This is a genomic window from Flavobacterium praedii, assembly GCF_026810365.1.
GTDB lineage: Bacteria > Bacteroidota > Bacteroidia > Flavobacteriales > Flavobacteriaceae > Flavobacterium > Flavobacterium praedii.
Map to the genome: position 1 here is coordinate 3,486,556 of NZ_CP113948.1, position 21,150 is coordinate 3,507,705.

General features: G+C 32.3%; 22 protein-coding genes. 12 read left to right on the forward strand and 10 right to left on the reverse strand.

Features of this window, described 5'->3' with window-relative positions; all coding sequences use genetic code 11:
* Nucleotides 1-54: 54 nt before the first annotated feature.
* The 8 genes from mscL to OYT91_RS14765 all read left to right on the forward strand — a co-directional run bounded on the left by mscL (nucleotide 55) and on the right by OYT91_RS14765 (nucleotide 8,676).
* Nucleotides 55-483, forward strand: coding sequence for a large-conductance mechanosensitive channel protein MscL (gene mscL, locus OYT91_RS14730; RefSeq protein WP_269224178.1), 429 nt, complete (start codon nucleotides 55-57; stop codon nucleotides 481-483).
* A gap of 245 nt (nucleotides 484-728) precedes the next feature.
* Nucleotides 729-1,718: an aspartate-semialdehyde dehydrogenase gene (locus OYT91_RS14735; RefSeq protein WP_269224177.1), complete on the forward strand. Its 990-nt coding sequence runs from the start codon at nucleotides 729-731 to the stop codon at nucleotides 1,716-1,718.
* A 78-nt stretch (nucleotides 1,719-1,796) separates the two neighbouring features.
* Nucleotides 1,797-2,141, forward strand: a complete 345-nt coding sequence (locus OYT91_RS14740; RefSeq protein ID WP_281238571.1) for a hypothetical protein — start codon at nucleotides 1,797-1,799, stop codon at nucleotides 2,139-2,141.
* Nucleotides 2,142-2,499: 358 nt separating this feature from the next.
* Complete coding sequence (locus OYT91_RS14745; RefSeq protein WP_281238572.1) at nucleotides 2,500-4,707, forward strand: TonB-dependent receptor; 2,208 nt, start codon at nucleotides 2,500-2,502, stop codon at nucleotides 4,705-4,707.
* Between the two features lie 291 nt (nucleotides 4,708-4,998).
* Nucleotides 4,999-5,547 carry a 30S ribosomal protein S16 gene (locus OYT91_RS14750; protein ID WP_269224174.1) on the forward strand — a complete coding sequence of 183 codons (549 nt, stop codon included), beginning with the start codon at nucleotides 4,999-5,001 and terminating at the stop codon, nucleotides 5,545-5,547.
* A gap of 14 nt (nucleotides 5,548-5,561) precedes the next feature.
* On the forward strand, nucleotides 5,562-6,086 hold the full coding sequence (gene rimM, locus OYT91_RS14755; protein WP_269224173.1) for a ribosome maturation factor RimM: 525 nt from the start codon (nucleotides 5,562-5,564) through the stop codon (nucleotides 6,084-6,086).
* A gap of 94 nt (nucleotides 6,087-6,180) precedes the next feature.
* Nucleotides 6,181-6,900, forward strand: coding sequence for a tRNA1(Val) (adenine(37)-N6)-methyltransferase (locus OYT91_RS14760; protein ID WP_281238573.1), 720 nt, complete (start codon nucleotides 6,181-6,183; stop codon nucleotides 6,898-6,900).
* A 369-nt stretch (nucleotides 6,901-7,269) separates the two neighbouring features.
* A complete protein-coding gene (locus OYT91_RS14765) occupies nucleotides 7,270-8,676 on the forward strand; it encodes a carbohydrate porin (RefSeq protein WP_281238574.1) in 1,407 nt (468 codons plus the stop codon).
* Nucleotides 8,677-9,004: 328 nt separating this feature from the next.
* Here OYT91_RS14765 and OYT91_RS14770 read toward each other — a convergent pair whose 3' ends face one another.
* A complete protein-coding gene (locus OYT91_RS14770) occupies nucleotides 9,005-9,391 on the reverse strand; it encodes a hypothetical protein (RefSeq protein ID WP_269224170.1) in 387 nt (128 codons plus the stop codon).
* Between the two features lie 366 nt (nucleotides 9,392-9,757).
* Here OYT91_RS14770 and OYT91_RS14775 point away from each other — a divergent pair, with 366 nt between their 5' ends.
* From OYT91_RS14775 to OYT91_RS14785, 3 genes are all read left to right on the forward strand, one after another.
* Complete coding sequence (locus OYT91_RS14775; protein WP_281238575.1) at nucleotides 9,758-10,936, forward strand: acyl-CoA dehydrogenase family protein; 1,179 nt, start codon at nucleotides 9,758-9,760, stop codon at nucleotides 10,934-10,936.
* A 91-nt stretch (nucleotides 10,937-11,027) separates the two neighbouring features.
* Nucleotides 11,028-11,810: a DUF3050 domain-containing protein gene (locus OYT91_RS14780; protein ID WP_281238576.1), complete on the forward strand. Its 783-nt coding sequence runs from the start codon at nucleotides 11,028-11,030 to the stop codon at nucleotides 11,808-11,810.
* A 52-nt stretch (nucleotides 11,811-11,862) separates the two neighbouring features.
* A complete protein-coding gene (locus OYT91_RS14785) occupies nucleotides 11,863-12,600 on the forward strand; it encodes an SGNH/GDSL hydrolase family protein (protein ID WP_269224167.1) in 738 nt (245 codons plus the stop codon).
* A 2-nt stretch (nucleotides 12,601-12,602) separates the two neighbouring features.
* Here OYT91_RS14785 and OYT91_RS14790 read toward each other — a convergent pair whose 3' ends face one another.
* From OYT91_RS14790 to OYT91_RS14830, 9 genes are all read right to left on the reverse strand, one after another.
* Nucleotides 12,603-12,920 carry a 2Fe-2S iron-sulfur cluster-binding family protein gene (locus tag OYT91_RS14790; protein ID WP_281238577.1) on the reverse strand — a complete coding sequence of 106 codons (318 nt, stop codon included), beginning with the start codon at nucleotides 12,918-12,920 and terminating at the stop codon, nucleotides 12,603-12,605.
* Nucleotides 12,921-12,964: 44 nt separating this feature from the next.
* The gene (locus OYT91_RS14795; RefSeq protein ID WP_281238578.1) at nucleotides 12,965-13,438 is read right to left on the reverse strand and encodes a hypothetical protein; all 474 of its coding nucleotides are present in this window, start codon (nucleotides 13,436-13,438) and stop codon (nucleotides 12,965-12,967) included.
* A 311-nt stretch (nucleotides 13,439-13,749) separates the two neighbouring features.
* Nucleotides 13,750-13,989 carry a NifU family protein gene (locus OYT91_RS14800; protein ID WP_116759479.1) on the reverse strand — a complete coding sequence of 80 codons (240 nt, stop codon included), beginning with the start codon at nucleotides 13,987-13,989 and terminating at the stop codon, nucleotides 13,750-13,752.
* Nucleotides 13,990-14,027: 38 nt separating this feature from the next.
* Nucleotides 14,028-15,158 carry an Mrp/NBP35 family ATP-binding protein gene (locus OYT91_RS14805; RefSeq protein ID WP_281238579.1) on the reverse strand — a complete coding sequence of 377 codons (1,131 nt, stop codon included), beginning with the start codon at nucleotides 15,156-15,158 and terminating at the stop codon, nucleotides 14,028-14,030.
* Between the two features lie 266 nt (nucleotides 15,159-15,424).
* On the reverse strand, nucleotides 15,425-15,757 hold the full coding sequence (locus OYT91_RS14810; RefSeq protein WP_269224164.1) for an MGMT family protein: 333 nt from the start codon (nucleotides 15,755-15,757) through the stop codon (nucleotides 15,425-15,427).
* A 5-nt stretch (nucleotides 15,758-15,762) separates the two neighbouring features.
* Nucleotides 15,763-16,398 carry a LysE family transporter gene (locus tag OYT91_RS14815; RefSeq protein ID WP_269224163.1) on the reverse strand — a complete coding sequence of 212 codons (636 nt, stop codon included), beginning with the start codon at nucleotides 16,396-16,398 and terminating at the stop codon, nucleotides 15,763-15,765.
* Between the two features lie 61 nt (nucleotides 16,399-16,459).
* Nucleotides 16,460-17,134, reverse strand: coding sequence for a tRNA (guanosine(46)-N7)-methyltransferase TrmB (gene trmB / locus OYT91_RS14820; RefSeq protein WP_281238580.1), 675 nt, complete (start codon nucleotides 17,132-17,134; stop codon nucleotides 16,460-16,462).
* Nucleotides 17,135-17,210: 76 nt separating this feature from the next.
* Nucleotides 17,211-17,717 carry a nuclear transport factor 2 family protein gene (locus OYT91_RS14825; protein ID WP_281238581.1) on the reverse strand — a complete coding sequence of 169 codons (507 nt, stop codon included), beginning with the start codon at nucleotides 17,715-17,717 and terminating at the stop codon, nucleotides 17,211-17,213.
* A gap of 104 nt (nucleotides 17,718-17,821) precedes the next feature.
* Nucleotides 17,822-20,290 carry an AsmA family protein gene (locus OYT91_RS14830; RefSeq protein WP_281238582.1) on the reverse strand — a complete coding sequence of 823 codons (2,469 nt, stop codon included), beginning with the start codon at nucleotides 20,288-20,290 and terminating at the stop codon, nucleotides 17,822-17,824.
* Nucleotides 20,291-20,580: 290 nt separating this feature from the next.
* Here OYT91_RS14830 and OYT91_RS14835 point away from each other — a divergent pair, with 290 nt between their 5' ends.
* The gene (locus tag OYT91_RS14835; RefSeq protein WP_281238583.1) at nucleotides 20,581-21,111 is read left to right on the forward strand and encodes a porin family protein; all 531 of its coding nucleotides are present in this window, start codon (nucleotides 20,581-20,583) and stop codon (nucleotides 21,109-21,111) included.
* Nucleotides 21,112-21,150 lie beyond the last annotated feature (39 nt).

Here is a 21,150-nt window from a genome sequence, read left to right on the forward strand (position 1 = left end):
ATAAGTATATTCGTTATTCGATATCTTTGTAAAACTAATTAAAACCAATATGTTATGGGATTCATAAGTGATTTTAAGGCCTTTTTAATGAAAGGTGAAATAGTAAATTTGGCAACAGCAGTAATCGTTGGAGGTGCTTTTGGAAAAATTGTAACCTCTTTTACCAATGACGTTTTAATGCCGCCAATTGGGTTGTTACTAGGGAAAGTAGATTTTAAAAATCTAAAAGTGGTACTTCAAGATGGCGTTCCTGCAGTTATGGAAAAAGGAACCGAGAAAGTTCCTGCAATTGCTGAAGTCGCAATTAATTATGGTGCTTTTGTTCAAACCATTTTTGACTTTGTCATTATTGGATTCTGTATTTTTATGGTATTAAAAGCATATGAAAGGACCAAAAAACAAGAAGTTGTGGTTGAAGCTCCACCTGCTGGACCAACACAAGAAGAATTGCTTACACAAATTAGGGATTTACTGAAGAAATAGACTCTAAGCGACTAAGTTGCTAAGATTCTAACTTAAATTAAAAATTACATTATTTCAAATCTCAGGAACTATTTCAAACCCGCTTTACACTATATATTCTAACCAAACCACTCTGTAATGGAGTGGTTTTTCTATTTTGTTTGATTTATAACAATTTGTTAATTTTTGTGAATCCCCTTGTTATCTTTTGAATATTACTTACTTTTGTACTTCAAAAATAAATATACAAATATAAAAGATATACGATGAGAATAGCAGTTGTTGGTGCTACCGGAATGGTTGGCGAAATAATGTTGAAAGTATTGGCAGAAAGAAATTTTCCTGTAACCGAATTAATTCCTGTTGCTTCTGAGAAATCAGTAGGAAAAGAAATTGAATTTCAAGGAAAAAAATACAAAGTGGTAGGAATGCAAACAGCCGTTGATATGAAAGCGGATATTGCATTGTTCTCTGCAGGTGGAGGAACATCATTAGAGTGGGCTCCAAAATTTGCTGCAGCAGGAACAACTGTTATTGATAATTCTTCAGCTTGGAGAATGGATCCAACTAAGAAATTAGTAGTTCCAGAAATCAACGCTGGTGAATTAACAGCAGCAGATAAAATCATTGCCAATCCAAACTGTTCTACAATTCAAATGGTATTGGCGTTGGCTCCATTACATAAAAAATACAACATCAAACGTGTGATTGTTTCTACTTACCAATCCATTACGGGTACTGGTGTAAAAGCAGTTCAACAATTTGAAAACGAAGTTGCTGGTATCGAAGGGGACATGGTTTACAAATACAAAATCAACAGAAACTGTATACCACAATGTGATAGTTTTGAAGACAATGGTTATACTAAAGAAGAAATGAAATTGGTAAACGAAACCAAAAAAATCTTAAGTGATGATTCTATCAAAGTTACAGCAACTGCTGTTCGTGTGCCAGTTGTTGGTGGACATAGCGAAGCTGTAAATGTTGAATTCACCAATGACTTTGATGTAAACGAAGTAAGAAACATTTTGCACCATACAGATGGTATCGTGGTTCAAGATAATTTAGACACTTTTACTTACCCAATGCCTCGCTATGCTGAAGGGAAAAATGAAGTTTTTGTAGGTAGAATTCGTCGTGACGAAAGCCAAGACAATACATTAAATATGTGGATTGTAGCTGATAACTTGAGAAAAGGAGCAGCAACCAATACGATTCAAATTGCAGAATACTTAATTGCAGCAAAATTGGTTTAATTCATTTTTAGATATTTTAAATCAGAAAACTACAACTTTAAGCGGTTGTAGTTTTTTTGTTTTATTACCTTTGCGGTGATGAAAAGAAAACAGCTCCTACTTATTCTTTCTTTGATTGTTGCAGTATTGTTCTCAATAGTGTTTCAGTCGGTGGACAGTATTGGGCATTTACGAGATAAATTTTCTCAAAAACAATGTCATCATACCTATAATTCTAGCTCTGAATTTACCCATCAGCATCACAGTTTTGAGCATTGTTATGTATGTGAATTTGGCTTCAGTAGTTTTATTACACCAACAAATTATTCCCCAGCATTCTACACTGATAATTGGAATATCCCTTATTTCTTTGCTAATCCTAAAACAATTATTTCGTTTTCGGGTAGTTTGTATTCCCTTCGCGGACCTCCAAATCGAATCTAAACAATCCTTTATTTTATTTAAAGAAAGTACAGTCAAAAGTTATTTGAAGCTAAAGAATTGGCTTTGTCAGCAGACATCGTTCCTGTCCCGATAGATATTGGGGTTACAATCTTTTTGCCCGCTGAAAAAGCGTTCAAAAAGGATTTTCCCTTCCATCAGGGTTAAAAAGCCAGCATAGTACATTTTTACAAACATTGCCTAACATAACGATTTGGGTTGTTGTTACATTATTACTGTATTTAAGGATAACTTTCTTTTCTAAAAGATTTTTTCGACTGTGTTATTATTCACAAAACCATTTCCAATCACTTGTTACTTTTTTATAGTACACTTTGATTAGGAGCAATAAATTATTCAAATGAAACAATATATTTTGGCTCTATTTCTGGGGCTTACCTCTTTTGTACAAGCCCAAAATTCGATAACAGGAAAAGTTACGGATTCAAAAAACAATCCTTTGATTGGAGTTACCGTCGATGCCTCCGATTTGCACAAATCAACCAAGACAGACGAAAATGGAGTGTACACTTTGTCGGCACTTCCAAATGGAAATTTAACTTTAGTTTTTACTTATTTGGGTTTTTTAACTTTAAACAAGAAGATTGAAAAAGCTCAAAACACAAAAACACTAGATGTAATTTTGGATGAATTGGCTTTTCAAATGGATGAGGTAATTGTCTCTACACCATTTTCTAAATTACAGTCCCAGAATGTGATGAAAGTAGATCGCGAAAGTGTCAAATCGATGCAGGAAAAAGGGAGCGCCACTTTGATAGAAGGCTTAGCTACTATTCCTGGAGTTTCTCAAGTTTCTACAGGAACTTCAATTGGGAAACCTGTAATTCGAGGATTGAGTGGCAATCGAGTGTTGGTCTATACGCAAGGCGTACGATTAGAAAATCAACAGTTTGGAGACGAACACGGCCTGGGGCTAAACGATGCAGGAGTAGAAAATGTTGAGGTTATAAAAGGACCAGCTTCTTTGCTTTACGGCTCGGATGCTTTGGGAGGTGTGTTGTTTTTTAATCCTGAAAAATTTGCTCTGGCCAATACTTTTCAAGGGGATTTCGGTCAACGATTGTTTTCGAATACGCTAGGGAGTAGTACTACTTTGGGTTTAAAAACATCTACTACAAATTGGAAATACTTAATTCGCGGCGCTTATAATACCCAATCCGATTATAAAATCCCAGATGGAGATCGTGTTACCAACACTCGCTTTCAGGAAATTGATTTCAAAGCAGGAATTGGATACAGTAATGCTAAGTTTTCGAGTGTTTTGAGATACAATTACAATAATTTGGATATTGGAATTCCAGAAGATGGTATTGCAGATCAAACTACAACCAAGAAGACTACTTTCCCCAAACAAGGTGTTTTTAATAATTTATTCTCTTTAAATAATACACTATTTTTTAGCGATTCAAAATTAGATGTGAATTTAGGCTATATCCAGAATGATCGAAGCGAATTTGAAGATAGCAATGTTGCAGTTTTACACATGATTTTGCATACTTTCGATTATAATGTCAAATATTATTTACCAAAGATTGGTAAAGTAGAAACAATTGTAGGTGTTCAAGGAATGTCTCAGGAAAATAAAAACCGTGCCGAAGAGTTTTTAATTCCAAATGCGAAAACCAATGATTTTGGAGTTTTTGGAACTGGAATTTATGACTGGGGTTCAAATTCCTTGCAAGCGGGTATTCGCTTTGACTATAGACATTTAGTTGCTGAAGAGCATGGGGTACTTGGAGAGGAAGGTTATTTTGAAGCACTTCATAAAAATTATGATAGTTTCAACGCTTCATTGGGATATAAAACCAATTTTGATAAGGATTTGACCTTCCGATTGAATGCTGCAACTGGGTTTAGAGCGCCAAATTTGGCAGAGTTGTCTTCAAATGGAGTACACGAAGGTACTTTTCGGTATGAAGTAGGAAATCCAAATTTAAGAACGGAGCAAAATATACAAACCGATTTGGATTTGGAATATAAAAGCACTCATTTTGAATTTAGTGTTAGTGGTTTTTACAATCATATTAACGATTATATTTATTCTTCACCAACAGGAGCCGAAATTGATGGGTTTAAAGTGTATAACTACATTCAAAACAATGCCAATTTGTATGGGGGAGAGGTAGCATTGCACATTCACCCGCATCCTTTAGATTGGTTGCATATAGAAAGTAGTTTTGAAACCGTAACTGGAAAATTGCAAACGGGTGGATATTTGCCTCAAATTCCAGCTAACAACTGGGACAATACCATAAAAACTGATTTTGAAATTGGAAAATGGCTTCAAGAAGCATTTGTTACTTTTAATGTTTCAACTACTTTCAGTCAGGATAAAGTTAGCGGTTTTGATATTTCTTCGGATGGTTATACTCTACTGAATATGGGTTTTGGAGGAAAAGTTAAGTTGGGAAAATCTACTTTTGATCTAAACTTAAACGGAAATAATTTGCTCAACAAAACCTACATCCCTCATTTATCACGACTGGCAACTGCTGGAATACCGAATCTGGGAAGGAATTTTGTTTGTGGTGTAGCTTTCAAATTCTAAAATGAAATCTGCGACAAACCTCTGTTGAAAGCATAGAATTGAATTTCACAGGGCACTAAAATAATGCGGAATCAAAACAAAAAACGTATTCCTAATAATTTATTTAGAGTAGCAAAACTAATTAAATTAGATACGATTCCTAGTTTTCTTTGAGAAACAAAATGTCTTAAAAAGAGATAATAAACTATGAATCATAAAAATATAAAAGATTTAAAATTATTTGGATAAAAAATGTATCTTTGCACCCTTAATTAATCGAGGTCGAGTACCTCAAAATTTAATCATAAGATTATGTCAGTAAAAATTAGATTACAAAGACACGGTAAAAAACAAAAACCTTTTTACTGGGTTGTAGCAGCAGATGCTCGCTCAAAAAGAGATGGTAAATACTTAGAGAAAATCGGTACTTACAATCCAAATACTAACCCAGCAACTATCGAATTAAACCTTGATAGTGCAGTGAAATGGTTGCACAATGGTGCTCAACCAACGGATACTGCAAAAGCAATTCTTTCTTACAAAGGTGCTTTATTGAAACACCACCTTGATGGAGGTATTCGTAAAGGAGCTTTAACTCAAGAACAAGCTGATGCAAAATTAGCTGCTTGGTTAGAAGCTAAAGCTGGAAAAGTGGATGCTAAAAAAGAAGGTTTGACTAAAGCTCAAGCTGCTGATAAAGCAAAAGCATTCAAAGCAGAACAAGAAGTAAATGCAAAACGTTTAGCTGCTGCTGCTCAAGCTGAAGCTGACGCAATTGCTGCTGCAACTCCTGCTGTTGAAGAAGTAGAAGCTGAAGAAGCTCCTGCTGCAGAAGAAAATAACGAAACAACTGAAGCATAATTTAGTAGGCGACGATGCGTAAAGAAGATTGTTTCTATTTGGGTAAAATCGCCAAAAAATTTAGTTTCAAAGGGGAAGTTCTTGCTTATTTAGACACGGACGAACCTGAGTTATACGAAAACTTGGAATCAGTGTTTGTTGAATGCAACAAACACTTGGTTCCTTTTTTTATAGAAAATAGCTCGTTACACAAAAATGATTTCCTAAGAATTCGTTTTGAAGATGTTAACACGGAAGAAGAAGCGGATGCCATTTTAGGCAACGATCTTTATCTTCCTTTAAAAATGTTACCCAAACTTACGGGTAACAAATTCTACTTTCATGAAGTTATTGGCTTTGAAGTAGAAGATAAACGTCTGGGAATTGTTGGTCAAATTCAATCGATCAATGATACCACTGCGCAACCACTATTTGAAGTATTAAATGGTGATGTTGAAATTTTGATTCCCATGATTGACCATTTCTTGGTTAAAATAGACCGTGAAAACAAAAAGGTCGTGATGGATTTACCAGAAGGACTCATTGAAATGTATTTATAAAAAAAAAAATAATTTTTTGAACCATTAGATTAAAGAGATTAAGAATACACTTAATGAAACTTAATTTCTTAATGGTTTAATTTTTTTAAATATCATGAGTGTGTCAAAATTTTCCTTTAAACAATTCTCAGTAGAACAAGACCGTTGCGCCATGAAAATTGGCACTGATGGTGTTTTATTAGGTGCTTGGACCCCAGTAGGTCATAATCCTTTTAGTATTCTAGATATTGGAACAGGAACAGGAATTATCGCTTTAATGCTTTCGCAAAGAAGCTATGCAGAACAAATTGATGCACTAGAAATCGATGAGGATGCATACGAACAAGCAGTAGATAATTTTGAAAATTCACCTTGGAGCGATCGACTTTTTTGCTTTCATGCTGGAGTTGATGAATTTGTAGAAGAGCCAGAAGATGAATATGATCTTATTGTTTCCAATCCTCCATTTTATACTGAAGATTATAAAACTGAAGACGGGAAACGTGATTTGGCTCGATTTGCTGATGCCTTGCCTTTTGAAGATTTAATTGAAGCTGCAGCATTGTTACTTTCAGAAAATGGTGTTTTTTCGACCATAATTCCATTTAAAGAAGAAGAAAAATTTTTGGCTCTTGCTATTGAATATGAATTGTATCCAATGAAAATCACCAGAGTTAAAGGTACACCTTCCTCTGATATCAAACGCAGTTTGTTGGCTTTCAGTCGCGATAATAAAACATCCGTTATCATTGAGGAATTAGTTATCGAAACTGCAAGGCACGTCTATACTCCTGAATATATTGAACTGACAAAAGATTTTTATTTAAAAATGTAGTTTAATGTTTTTTTTATTTCTGTGCTGTTTCTTAATTTATAATCATGATATTTGATTATCCATTTTAATCACATTTGTTATTATAAATCAATTAATGGGTTTCTTTCTTGAAAAACATGTTCAGTAAGGTGTTATTATTTAGTAGTTTGTAAAAAAAATAATATTTTTATTGAGAAAATTAACACAAAAAAACAATTTATTCCTTGTCCTTCAATTCTTTATTTTAAATCTTATTTTTTTTACTAAAATTTACTTAAATTTGATTTGAATCAAAAATTCAATCCTTTTGAATTCTATTTATCAATACGGATTAGTTATCATAATTGATAAATATGAAAATGCTTTTGGATTTCATTTAATATTTGAAAGATGAAAAGACATTTAATACTTCCATTCGTTTTTGCTTTATCACTACAAATAATAGCACAATCTCCGACAATATCGAATAAAAAAATTTCACTTGGAAGTTATGGTCGAGTTGGAATAGGGTATAGTCTTGGAGCTGAAAATAGTGATTTTCCTCAAGCTCTTAATTTGAATGGTATGGGGTCTATTGGAGGTCGTTTTGAAGAGAATGACTACTTTGAATTAGCGGCTGCCATGCACTTTACTCCGACAATTGCAAATAAAGAAACTACCCAGATTAATGTTCAATCGCGATTTTCATTTTATACCACTCGAGGGCAATTGATTGGCAATGTTTCTAACAAATCAATAGGAGGAATTACAACCGCTCTGCCGGAATTATATGCTGAAGCCTTAAATATAATGGGAAGTGATTGGAGTGTATGGTTAGGGGCACGATTATTTAGAGCAGATGATATTCAAATTATAGATCATTTTTATTTTGATGATCATTCAGGTCAAGGAGTAGGTGTTAAATACAAAAAAACTCAATTTTCACTTATTTTTACTGGCTCAATAGATACTACATCGACTTTGCCACCCAATTTCTATCTTAATATTGTAAATGGGACACCTACATTGGGATTGCGAAACAGATATGTTTCCATCTTGGAACATACAATAGATGTAAAAAATGGAACTGTCAAGTTAATGGGTGAATTTCAACGTTTACCTTCTGGTACCACAAAAGATGCTAATTCAAAATATAATTATCCAGCCGATTTTGGCTATGTCGTTGGTGCAAAATACTTCAAAACCATCCCATCCAAAATTTCTGGTTCTTTTAATGCTATAAGTGCTCGATATGGTGCTGGTATTGCCAATGGCGGAGATGGAGGTAGTAGTAGAACATATGTTACTTATGGAGGACCCAACCTGGAAACGAATAGTTTTAGAAAAGCCTATTCATTGGCATTGACTGAAACTTTCTTGTTGAATATTAATAAAAAATATTCCTTGAATGGATATGCTATTTATACCAAAAGTAAAGGGGCAAGTGATAGTCTAAACACCACTAGTGATTATCTTGGAAAACAAAAATTATTCAATAGAAAACAAGATATCGCTTTTGGAGCACGAGGAACTTGGTATATTAAAAACTGGCTTCACCTGCTTCACGAATTTGATCTTACTTGGAGGAAAGATGGTACGCAAGATTTTGCACAAATGACAAAATTTACTATAGCCCCAACAATAGTGCCTACTGGTCAACAAGATGTTTGGGCTAGACCCCATTTTAGGCTAGTGTATAGTGTAGCACATTATAACCAGTTTGCTGCAGACAACCTATATTCTCCCTATCTAGCTCAGAGTGGTACCAAAAATTGGGGACAATATTTAGGCTTTAAAGTCGAGTGGTGGGTTTGGTAAATAATACTGAATAACCCGTTTTGTGAAATTTAAATTAAAAATAATAATCATATAGAATTATAGATATGTGCTAAATAGGCAAAGAATAATTGGGAATAGTACTTTTTCAGACGTAGAATATCTATTTGAATAGTAAAACTTCTATTGTTTTGTTTTAAAAACTATAAATTATTATGTTTATGTGTTGTAAAAAAAATAATTTCAGCCAATGGGTATTGAAAAATTAAAAATCCCTATCCATAAATAAATAGTGGTAGGGATTTTTAAATGTCAAAATAAATAAGTTGACAATAATTTGGACTAGAGTAAAGTTTACTTCATATAACTGTTATTTCGATAAACAATAAGTACTCCCTGGATCTATATCTCCTTCTGGAAAGTTTTTACAATAGAAAGTTCTTTTGAGAGTAAAACAATCACCGTCTATACTTACAATATCCATTACTATTCTATCGCCAACTTCGATTTGATTCTCCACTGTTTTTTTAGTGCAGGTTACTTCATATTGACAATCTGTTATCCATTTTACACTCCATACCATTTGAAGGATGCCATTGTCATAACTTTCTTGAGTTGCCCCTTTTATCAGAAAAGTCTTTTTCGGATAGTCTGGATTGAATGCTTTAATATTTTTAAATTTACTGCAATCAAGAGTTTGTGAATACCCAATTGCTCCTACTAGTAGTAATAAAATAAGTGCTGCCTGCTTTTTCATATTTATTTATTGATTAATTTCTTCTTGTATTACTAAATTAAATTATTATTTTGATTGACTTTTCTTTTTTAAATGCTAATAATGACTAGCCTTAATTAGAATTTTTAAAAAAGCTAAAATGTTAATATTGTATAGATTAGATGTCTGTTTTTAAAAATTTAAGTAAACTTTAAAAACTTTTCAAATATATATGTTTATTTAGACAAATGAAAGATGAAATTAGGAGTAACAATTGTTAGTTTTAAACATTCGTTTTTTAATGCCTATCCAACAAGTATATAAAACATCTGCTTTTGCATTTATAACATTTTAGATTAGTTTTGTTATATTTCTTTGTGTAGATTTGTATCACTAAAACGTTTTATTATGAGACCCGATTTATTTCAAGCCCCAGATTATTACAATCTTGACGATTTATTAAGTGAAGAACACAAACTTGTTCGTGACTCAGCTCGTGCTTGGGTAAAACGCGAAGTTTCTCCCATCATAGAAGAATATGCTCAAAAAGCCGAGTTCCCGAAACAAATCATAAAAGGTCTTGGAGAAATTGGTGGCTTTGGTCCTTATATCCCAGAAGAATATGGAGGTGCAGGATTAGACCAGATTTCTTATGGCTTAATTATGCAAGAAATAGAAAGAGGGGATTCTGGTGTTCGTTCAACTTCTTCTGTGCAATCTTCTTTGGTTATGTATCCGATTTGGAAATATGGAAACGAAGAGCAACGAATGAAATACTTGCCAAAACTAGCTACTGGTGAATTTATGGGTTGTTTTGGATTAACAGAACCCAATTACGGTTCTGATCCTGGAAGCATGATTACCAATTTTAAAGATATGGGGGATTATTATCTTTTGAATGGTGCCAAAATGTGGATTTCAAATGCTCCATTTGCTGATATTGCCATCGTTTGGGCAAAAAATGAAGAAGGAAGAATTCATGGATTAATCGTAGAACGTGGTATGGAAGGTTTTACAACTCCTGAAACACATAACAAATGGTCGCTACGTGCTTCGTCAACTGGAGAATTGATCTTTGACAATGTAAAAGTACCTAAAGAAAATTTACTTCCTAATAAGTCTGGACTTGGAGCACCTCTTGGTTGCTTAGATTCGGCTCGTTATGGAATTGCATGGGGCGCAATTGGTGCCGCTATGGACTGTTACGATACAGCTTTACGTTATGCCAAAGAAAGAATTCAGTTTGACAAACCTATTGCAGGAACTCAACTGCAACAAAAGAAATTGGCTGAAATGATTACTGAAATTACCAAAGCACAATTATTAACGTGGAGACTTGGAGTTTTAAGAAACGAAGGAAGAGCGACAACGGCTCAAATTTCTATGGCAAAAAGAAACAATGTAGACATGGCTATTCATATTGCACGCGAAGCGCGACAAATGCTTGGCGGAATGGGAATCACTGGTGAATATTCAATCATGCGCCATATGATGAACTTAGAATCGGTAATTACTTACGAAGGAACGCATGACATTCATTTATTAATTACTGGAATGGATATTACTGGAATTCCAGCTTTCAAATAGCACTAAACAACTATTAAAGTATTTATAAAGTTAATAGTAAAAGCTTCTTGGAAACGAGAAGCTTTTTTAATTTTACATAAAAAAATCCCCAATGAATATTTCAGCTATAAATTCGAAAATACAAAATCATAAACAGCAATTATTAGATCATTCTTTATATGAAAAAGTAAATACGATTGATGATTTACATTATTTTTTGGAAAACCATGTATTTGCAGTTTGGGATTTCATGTCATTATTAAAAGCATTACAAAATAAATTAACGTGCACTACTATACCTTGGTTTGCTACAGCAAGTCCAGAAACTAGATATTTAATTAACGAAATTGTATTGGCCGAAGAAAGTGATTTAAGCTTTGATGGTCGTCGTTTAAGTCATTTTGAAATGTATATTGAAGCCATGCAAGATTGTGGAGCTGACACTTCTGGTATAGAGTGTTTTTTAGAAGAGGTAATTTCACTTCAAAATATATTTGTTGCCATTAAAAAGAGTACACTGCATCCAAACATAAAAGCTTTTCTAGATTTTACATTTAGAGTAATAGAAGAAGGAAAACCACATGAAATAGCTGCGGCATTTACATTTGGCAGGGAAGATTTAATACCAAGTATGTTTACCGAAATTCTAAAAAGTTTTCAATCGAATTTTCCAGAAAGAGATTTGAAAAAATTGCTTTATTATTTTGAAAGACATATAGAATTAGATTTGGATGAACATGGACCAATGGCAATGACAATGATCACAGAACTTTGTGGGGATGATTACAAAAAATGGTCAGAGGTAGAAGCGATTTCAATTTTAGCATTAGAAAAAAGAATTGGCCTTTGGGATGCCATAGAAGAACAAATTATTCGAAGACCTGAAATGGCTTAAGAGGTAATAGGATGACTTTCAGCTAAAAACAAACAAACATAAAATACTGAATATGTTTCGAAAATCAAGGTTGCTAGTTTGTATAATAATTCTATTGAATAGTAGCTGTCAAACGGATAACAGTTCAAGTCAGCAAACAACTATTGTTCCATCCACAAATATACCAGTATTAACTTTAGATACTAAAACGGATGTCATTAAGTATTTGGCGCTTGGTGATAGTTACACTATTGGTCAAAGCGTATGCGAAACCTGTAGATTTCCAGAACAATTAAAAAATAATCTCTTTAACTTAAACAAACAGAATACTTTTTATTTGAATATCATTGCGAAAACGGGATGGACAACAGGAAATTTAATCTCATCCATAAATAGTCAAAACCCAAATAATGATTATGACTTAGTTACTTTGCTTATAGGAGTAAACAACCAATATCAGGGAAACTCTTTTTCCGTATATGAAAAAGAATTTCCTGAATTAGTAAATAAAGCCATTTATTTGGCCAAAGGGGATAAATCAAATGTAATTGTTGTTTCTATTCCGGATTATGCTTTTACTCCTTTTGGAAATGGAAATAAAACAATTACTGCTGAAATAGATCTTTACAATGCTTATGCTGAAAGTTTTTGTTCAAAAAACGGTATTGCTTTTATAAACATAACAGATATTACACGACAAGGGATTATTGATCCAAGCTTAGTAGCATCCGATAATTTGCATCCTTCTGAAAAAGCATATCGTTTATTTGTAGAACGCATAATGCCAAAAGCGGTTATGATACTACAATAAAATTAAGATTCGGGTGCCAATTCCAATTCTAAGCCTACTAAACTTTCCGTTATAGGAATTTGACAACCTAAACGACTGTTTGATTTTACATAAAAAGCTTCCGAAAGCATCGCCTCTTCGTCATCGCCCATTTCAGGTAACGCAACATCATTAAGAACATAGCATTGGCAAGATGCACACATGGCCATTCCGCCACAAGTTCCTTCAACTGGAAGTTCATAAGCTTTGCACAATTCCATTATGTTCATTGCCATATCGGTTGGAGCTTGCAATTCATGTACTACACCTTCTCGATCTTTTATCTTTATTAAAACGTCCATTCGTTTATTTAATTTTTTTCACAAAGTGGTTTCCACTTTTATTTTTATTCTTTTATTTCAAGATTTAATAAATATTCTTTATTATTTTCCTTGTTAACAATTCTAAGTCCAATTACATCTGCTTTGTTGATGATAAACGTAACTTTTGAATTGGGAGTATATGTTCCGTCATGGGTTTTAAACACCAATTTCCCTTCATAGGTCACATTTAATAAACCATTTTTTTCTTCTTTTTCTTTGGTTAGAATTTGAGAAGATAAAACAGCTGTGCTATACGCGCTATCATCTAGCATATTTGCCTTTCCTCCACTAAGGTCAGTCAAAAATTCTGCATTTTCAATTTTTAGCTGTCCTTTTCTATTTGAAGAAATATTTACCATTTTACTAAAATTCAGTTGACTCCATTCTTCATCAACAACGGTTAACATCTTGGACACATAAGACTCTTGAATTGGTTCTTGCCCGTAATTTTTATAAAAACATAAAAATAAAACAATCAATAAGTACTTCTTTTTCATAATTCAAATTTGTAGGTTAGTGCTACAAAAGTAAATTTTTATTTGAATTTTCAAAGTAAAAAAAAATGAATTATTTATACTAGTTTTTGAATAAAACGAAATTATCCTTGATTTTATTGGTAATTCACTAATAATAATTACTAAAATAATTTGAATTTGTCACTATTTAACAAGTAATACCAAATCTTCTAGAGTAGTAAAAATGATTTTTATCTTATAATAAAAGATATTAATTCGCTATTGAATTTAATTATCGAAGCTATTATAGTGTTAAAAAAAAATAGCTTCAATAATTAATTATTAGAAAAATATTACAAAACATTTACAACTGTTTCAATTTGAGGGGCATATTTTTTAATTGTAGTTTCTACTCCTGCCCTTAGCGTCATTTGATTTACGCTACAACTTGTACAAGCTCCTTCAAGGCGGACTTTTACATGTTTTCCTTCATCAATTGAAATAAGGGTAATATCACCTCCATCTGAATTCAAAAAGGGTCTGATTTCATCAAGCGCTTTTAGAACATTATTTGTCAATTCTTCTGTTTTCATACTTTTTAAATTTCTTCTTTAGATAGAGATTAAGAATCTTATTTCTTAACTGATGAACATCCTGCCATTGTTGTGATTTTGATTACTTCGGTAGGTTCTAAATTTTCATTTCTATTTACTACTTCATTTACTACATTGCGGGTAATATCATCAAATACATTTTCAATAATTGAGCCTGCTTGTAATGCAGCTGGACGACCAAAATCACCTGCTTCACGAATTGATTGAACAATTGGTACTTCTCCTAGAAAAGCAACACCTAAATCTTGTGCCAAATCTTTTGCACCTTCTTTACCAAAAATGTAATATTTATTATTAGGCAATTCTTCAGGGGTAAAATAAGCCATGTTCTCGATAATTCCTAAAACGGGTACATTAATTGCTTCAGACATAAACATAGAAACCCCTTTTTTAGCATCGGCCAAAGCGACTGCTTGAGGAGTACTTACTACAACTGCTCCAGTTACTGGCAATGACTGCATAATTGATAAGTGAATGTCTCCTGTTCCTGGTGGTAAATCAATTAACATAAAATCCAATTCGCCCCAATTTGCATCAAAAATCATTTGATTCAAGGCTTTGGAAGCCATAGGACCTCTCCAGATTACAGCTTGACTTGGTGAAGTAAAAAATCCTATCGAAAGTATTTTTATTCCATAACTTTCAACTGGTTTCATTTTTGACATTCCATTAACTTCAACTGATAATGGTTTTTCATTTTCAACATCAAACATTATTGGCATTGATGGCCCGTAAATGTCTGCATCTAATACTCCTACAGCAAATCCCATTTTGGCTAATGTTACTGCTAAATTTGCCGTAACAGTAGATTTTCCAACTCCTCCTTTGCCTGAAGCTACTGCTATGATGTTTTTAATCCCAGGAATTGATTTTCCTTTAATTTGATTTGGATTTTCTGCTGCTTCTACTTTTATGTTAACTTTAATTTTTGCGTCTGGCGAAACTAATTCTAGGATTGTTTTTTTAATATCATCTTCGGCTCTTTTTTTAATGTGCATTGCCGGAGTATGTAAAACCAAATCCACAACGACTTCGTCCCCAAACGTAACTACATTTGCAATCGCTCCACTTTCAACCATGTTTTTTCCTTCTCCAGCAATTGTTATTGTTTCTAATGCTTTAAGAATATCTTTTCTTTCTAATTTCATATTTAAATATTGTTTTATATTGAAAATTCTTTTTTTTTATTAAAATTCTTTTTTGTAGCTTACAAGATCATTTTATTATTTTTTATACTTAAATATAAAAGTAACTATTCTTATTTAAACTAATTTTAGATTGCAAAGATAACAGATTAAGTTCTTATTTTAAAGGATTTGGATTGTATTTATTGATCGTATTATTCAATAAATGATATATTTCATTTTCTATTTATCAACTTTAAAATCTACCAAAAAAAGGTGTATTATATTATTTATTCCTTTAGTATTGGTTCCCAAAAAACAGATTCCAAATCGATAATTTGATTCTCTTTAACAATAATGCCTTCACTTTCCAGTAATTGTTGCATGAGATTGGTTCCATCAAAATGGTGTTTTCCTGTTAATAATCCTTTTCTATTGACCACTCTATGCGCGGGTACATCTTCTAGATTATGTGCTGCATTCATTGCCCAACCTACCATTCTTGCAGAGCGTGTTGCGCCTAATACTTTAGCAATTGCGCCATATGAGGTTACTTTTCCATATGGAATTTGCCTAACGACTCTATATACTCTTTCAAAAAAATTGTCGCTATTTGATTCCATTGGTTTTATCCAAAATAGGCTTTAATAAGTTTAAATAGTGTGATTATCGAAACAATTCCAGTTATTGTACCTATAATATAATTTCCGTTATTCATTAAAAAAGAGGACTTAGATTCCCTTTTTTTAAAGTAAATAATATAAAGATAAAAAACCAAAAAGGAACCTGAAACTACTCCTGTTACAAAGGAATATATAAAATATTGGGTAAAGTAAAAATAACCGTAACTACTGAGTGTTATAGATACAAAAACATAATAAGGTACGGGAAACAAATTCAAAGCCGACAATAACATTCCCAAAAACAAACGGTTTGTTTTACTGCGAATTTTTGTTTCAGACTCTGGTATTTTTGGTTTTTTGGCTTTCCATAAGAAATAAATGGTCAAAGCGATAAAGATAAACAACCCAATTTCTTGAAGTCTATTGATAATATCTGGCCTGCTATTGATGAAATTAGCAAATAATATTGCCAAAAGTGTTTGAAAAAATACAATTAGTGTAGCGCCAATAGCAAAGAAATATGCTTCATTTTTGCCATCTTTTAAACTCACTTTTGCAGCTGTCATATTGATTAGACCTGGAGGAGCAATACCGATTGCAGCAACAATAAACCCGAGTATAAAAGGTAAGATTAGCGTCATATATAGATTTTACAGTCTAATGTACAGTCACAAATTTGTTGCTAAAGGCTGTAACAAAAAACTATTTGATTTTAAAACGAATGTACGTAATTGCTTTATTAATTTCTAAATATTGTTTTTCATAAAAGGTCTGAAAAGCGGTAACTTCTTCAGGACTTCCTTCGTTTACATACACATTGTGGTTGGCATATAAAACTTCATGTCCTTCACCATGAAGCAATCCTAATGTATAGCCGTGCATAAACTCACTATCGGTTTTAAGGTTTACAACACCGTCTTTTTTCAATATTTTTTTATACAATTGTAAAAATTCAGAATTGGTCATTCTGTGTTTTGTTCTTTTGTATTTTATTTGAGGATCTGGAAAAGTGATCCAAATTTCGTCGACTTCCTTTTCTGCAAAAATATGGTTGATTAATTCGATTTGAGTTCGAATGAATGCCACATTATGCAATCCCGTTTCAACAGCAGTCTTTGCACCACGCCAAAAACGAGCCCCTTTGATATCGATTCCTACAAAGTTCTTATTGGGATATCTCTCGGCTAAACCAACAGAGTATTCTCCTTTACCACAACCCAATTCCAACACTAATGGATTTTCATTTTTAAAGAAGTCTGAATTCCATTTCCCTTTTAGCGGAAATAAATCTCCTACAACTTCTTCTCTTGTTGGTTGAAAAACATTATTGAATGTTTCGTTTTCCTTGAATCTCTTTAATTTATTTTTGCTTCCCACGATCTAATTACTATTTCGGCAAAATTAAGGAATTATATAAGAACGAAAGCTCAAGTATCGAAAAAATCAGAAATTATCATTTGATTTGCTTATTTTGTATCAATACGTCTTCTATTGGCGCAATGATTTTGATTACTTGGTCGGTATTTTCGTTGGGAATTGTCATGGATAGAACATAATGCTTTATTTTCCAATCTTTACCAATTTTGACCAAAACTCCAGAACCCCTACAAATTTTCATTTGTGTATTTAAAAGTTCATCAAACCAAGCTATTTTTCCTGATTCATCAAAATAAATATGACGTTCCATTGCTTTAAAATTCCATGCCTTGCCTTTATCGAAAAAGGGTTTTGCAAAAGCTTGAAAGTTTTTATAATTCCAATTCTCAGACGGATCTGTCCCAATAAAAACGGCGTCTTTGGTCATTAATCCAAAATAGGCATTAAAATTTGCTTCGGAAGCCGCTTTGTGCCAAGCATCAAGTGTTTTATTTACCTCTTCTTTTTTGTCTAATTCTTTATGTTGAAAAGCGTCAAAACTAAAAACTGATAATATTGCTAAACTTAAAAAAAATACTTTCATATGTAGTTACTATTTGTTCTTTATAGGATCCCGATAGCTATCGGGAGGTATTGTTATATCTTCATTGGTGTTTGCAACCAATTTACAGTCATGCTCCTTTCATATTACTGTAATTTTTTATCTGGAAGACTTCCTAATTTAATTTTCATTTCGTCATTTTTTCCGTCGACTACTAATAAATGCAATACAATCCCTTTATAACGTTTGGCTTCCTTTTCTTTTAAGTCTTTAATTTTTAAATCATCGGCTGGGTTCCGAAGCGGTATCACTACTCCTAATTTGGTTCCTTTCTGGAATGAATAGACACCTCCAACGTCAAAATTCAATACATTCGAACTTACTTTAAAATAATCAACTTCAAGAAAATTTCCTTTAACGGTAACACTTCCATACAAATCATTAAAGACAATATGTTTTACATCTCTGTTAGGAAAGGCAAATTTACCGATTTTGATAATGGGATTAAAATTGATTAAAGATCCGTTTTTGATTTCATATTTTAAGTTTCCTCTCGCAGATTCATTTATTAAATCTCCGTTTGAGGTAATTTTTAATGACAAATCGGCCTTTGCCGAAAGTTTTCCATTAATATTTTGAGGGTCAAAAGATTTGACACCAAAATTATTAAAAGACGATAAAAATTGAGGAATATCAACTGATGAGATAGTTACTTTGGTTTTTACATCATATTTATTTTGTTGTGGAATAAGCTCTGAATCAAAGGTGATTTTTCCTCCGCAACTTTCTATTGATCCTTGCTTGATAAAAAAACGCTTGTCATTGGCCGAAATGATAATTTTTGCATTCTTGGCTGTCAAATTGGAATACACCATTTTATCCAAATTCAAATTCAATACTACTTGGCATTTTTGTAAAAAAGCAATTCTTTTTTTTATAGTTATATGGTTCGTAATCGTATTCGTTTTGCCTCTTTTTTCATTACTTGCTAAGATACCCATAAAATTCTTTACATCCATAAACGGACTCTTGAGGTGGAGTACAGCAATCATTTTTTCGGGATTGTTATAATACAAATTTAGAAAGTTATCTATTCTACCATCCAAATAAACAACGTTTTTGTCTCTTTGATATTTAATGTTTCGAAGGAAAAAGGCTTTATCTGTAAAATCCAGTAAGATATTCGTTTGAAAAGTCAAGTTCTTGGGAACATAAAGTAGGTTAGCATTTTTTATATCCACTTTTCCTGTAAAATGAGGTTTTGAAATATGCAAGTCCACAATATCAACATTGAATTTAAAGTCAACATTGGCTGTTCCTCCACTGAATTTAAAAATATCTTCTCCAATAACCTTTCCTAATTTATTTACTTCAAAATTTGAATGAAAATCTCCAGTGGCAATGGGTTTTTCTAAATTATTGATGGCAGCAACAGGAATAGAAACTGGAATTCCCTCGTAGTTTCCTTTAAAATCTTTAATGATAACCGCAGAGTTAATGTCATTATTTCCTAACCCTTTATTAAAATTATTTATATATCTCCCTATAAAATTGCATGCTGTAACAGTTCCATCAGGAAAAACTAATGTGTTGTTTTTTATTTGTGCATCAACTATAATTTGAGGATCTCCTTCGGCGTTCATATCCCCAATAATACTACATTGCGCATCCAAGGGTTTTGTGATATTAAAATGATTTAGAATTTTAAATAAATGCGGATCCAATAAATGAGCAGCATTCAACCACAAAATATGCGTTTTTATGTTGAGATTCATCATCGGGTGAACCTTTTCGAGACCAAAACTTGCTTTTATGTCAAAATCGTCGTCACCTATTTTAAGAGCTTTGGATACAACTTCAATTTTATTCTTTTTATCAGTGTATTGAACAACAAGTTTTCCCTTAACTCTTTGGTTTTTTATAAAACTGCCCTTAATAGTATTGAAAGCCATATTTTTGGCAAAAACATCCAAATATAAATCAGTATGAAAACCATCATCTGTATAATCAATTTTACTTTTTAAAGAAGCTACTTCAAAATGGAACAATTTGTTTCTTTGGAGATTTTGAGAAATAAACACTACATTTTTAAAATTCACCTCATCGATTTCTGTTTCTGTATCTGTTTTGGGCCTACTTATTTTGTCTTTCTTTTTAAATATATTAAAATTAGATATGCCATTTTTATCTTTAAACAAATCAATTTTTGCGTTAATCAATATTACTTTGTCAATTTTTACCTTTTTATGCAATAAACTCAGCACATTCAAACGCACTTCAATTTCTTGAGCTTTAAGCACACTTCTTTTATGAACGGCATACAAACTGTCTTGTATTTCTACTTTTTTTAGGACTACCGTAAAATTTGGAAAACCAGTCAAAAACCTATAGTTAATATCTTCGATACTGGCATGACCCGAAATAGTTTCATTGATTTTCCGATTGATTTCGGTCGTTATAATGTCTTTATTTTGAATGAAATACATTCGCAAACCAATAAAGAAAATCAAGATTATTCCAAAAAAGCCAATGATAAAAAAAGCCAATTTTTTTAAAACCTTTTTAAATCGTTTTGTCTTCAAAAATTGTTTTCCTTTTTCTATAAATTCTTTCATACAAATCCTATAAATAGTATAATAAAAAAACATTTTGGTTCCAATCAGCAGCATTTTATTATCTGCAAAGCAAGTCGCTTCTTATCAAATCTAACATAATATTTTTAGAAAATAGCCGTTATATCTTAAAATGTTTACATTGTATTGTATTTAATATCAATATTTTATAAACTATCATTGTCGAACAACGAATACTCGATTGAAAATATTTATCAGTATAGTAATATGAAAATTGAAAAATTATAGTACTTTTAAATGAAGAACGAGTAATTAATTTAAAAACAAAAGATATGCGATTATTTAAAATTTTATTACTGGGTGCGTTTGTTGTATTAGTTTCTAATACCATATCAGCACAAGCGATTGGAGTTAGAGCAGGAGCCAACATTTCGAATATTGATGTAAATGGCTTGAACACAAATGCCAAAACAGGACTTTATGTTGGTATTTATAAAGAAATCCCATTAATTAAGGGCTTGCTTTTTGTACAACCGGAACTTCAATACTCACAAGAAGGATTCTCTACCAAAAATGCTCCAGACACAAAGATAGATTACCTTACTGTGCCCATTTTAGCAAAAGTATATGCTGTTAAATTATTGAGTTTTGAAACAGGACCACAATTTGCATTTAAAGTCTCAGACAATGCGAATTTTTTAGATGCAAAAAGTTTTGTGCCTTCATGGGCATTTGGAATGTCGCTAAACTTACCACTAGGATTATCCATAAATGGCCGTTACATTTCTAGTTTAAATGATACTTTTAATAATGTGGATGGAAAAAATCAAGTTTTTCAAATAGGTGCTGCTTTTCAATTTTAAAAAAGAGCATTCCATATTCCTACACTTAAAAAGTTGCCT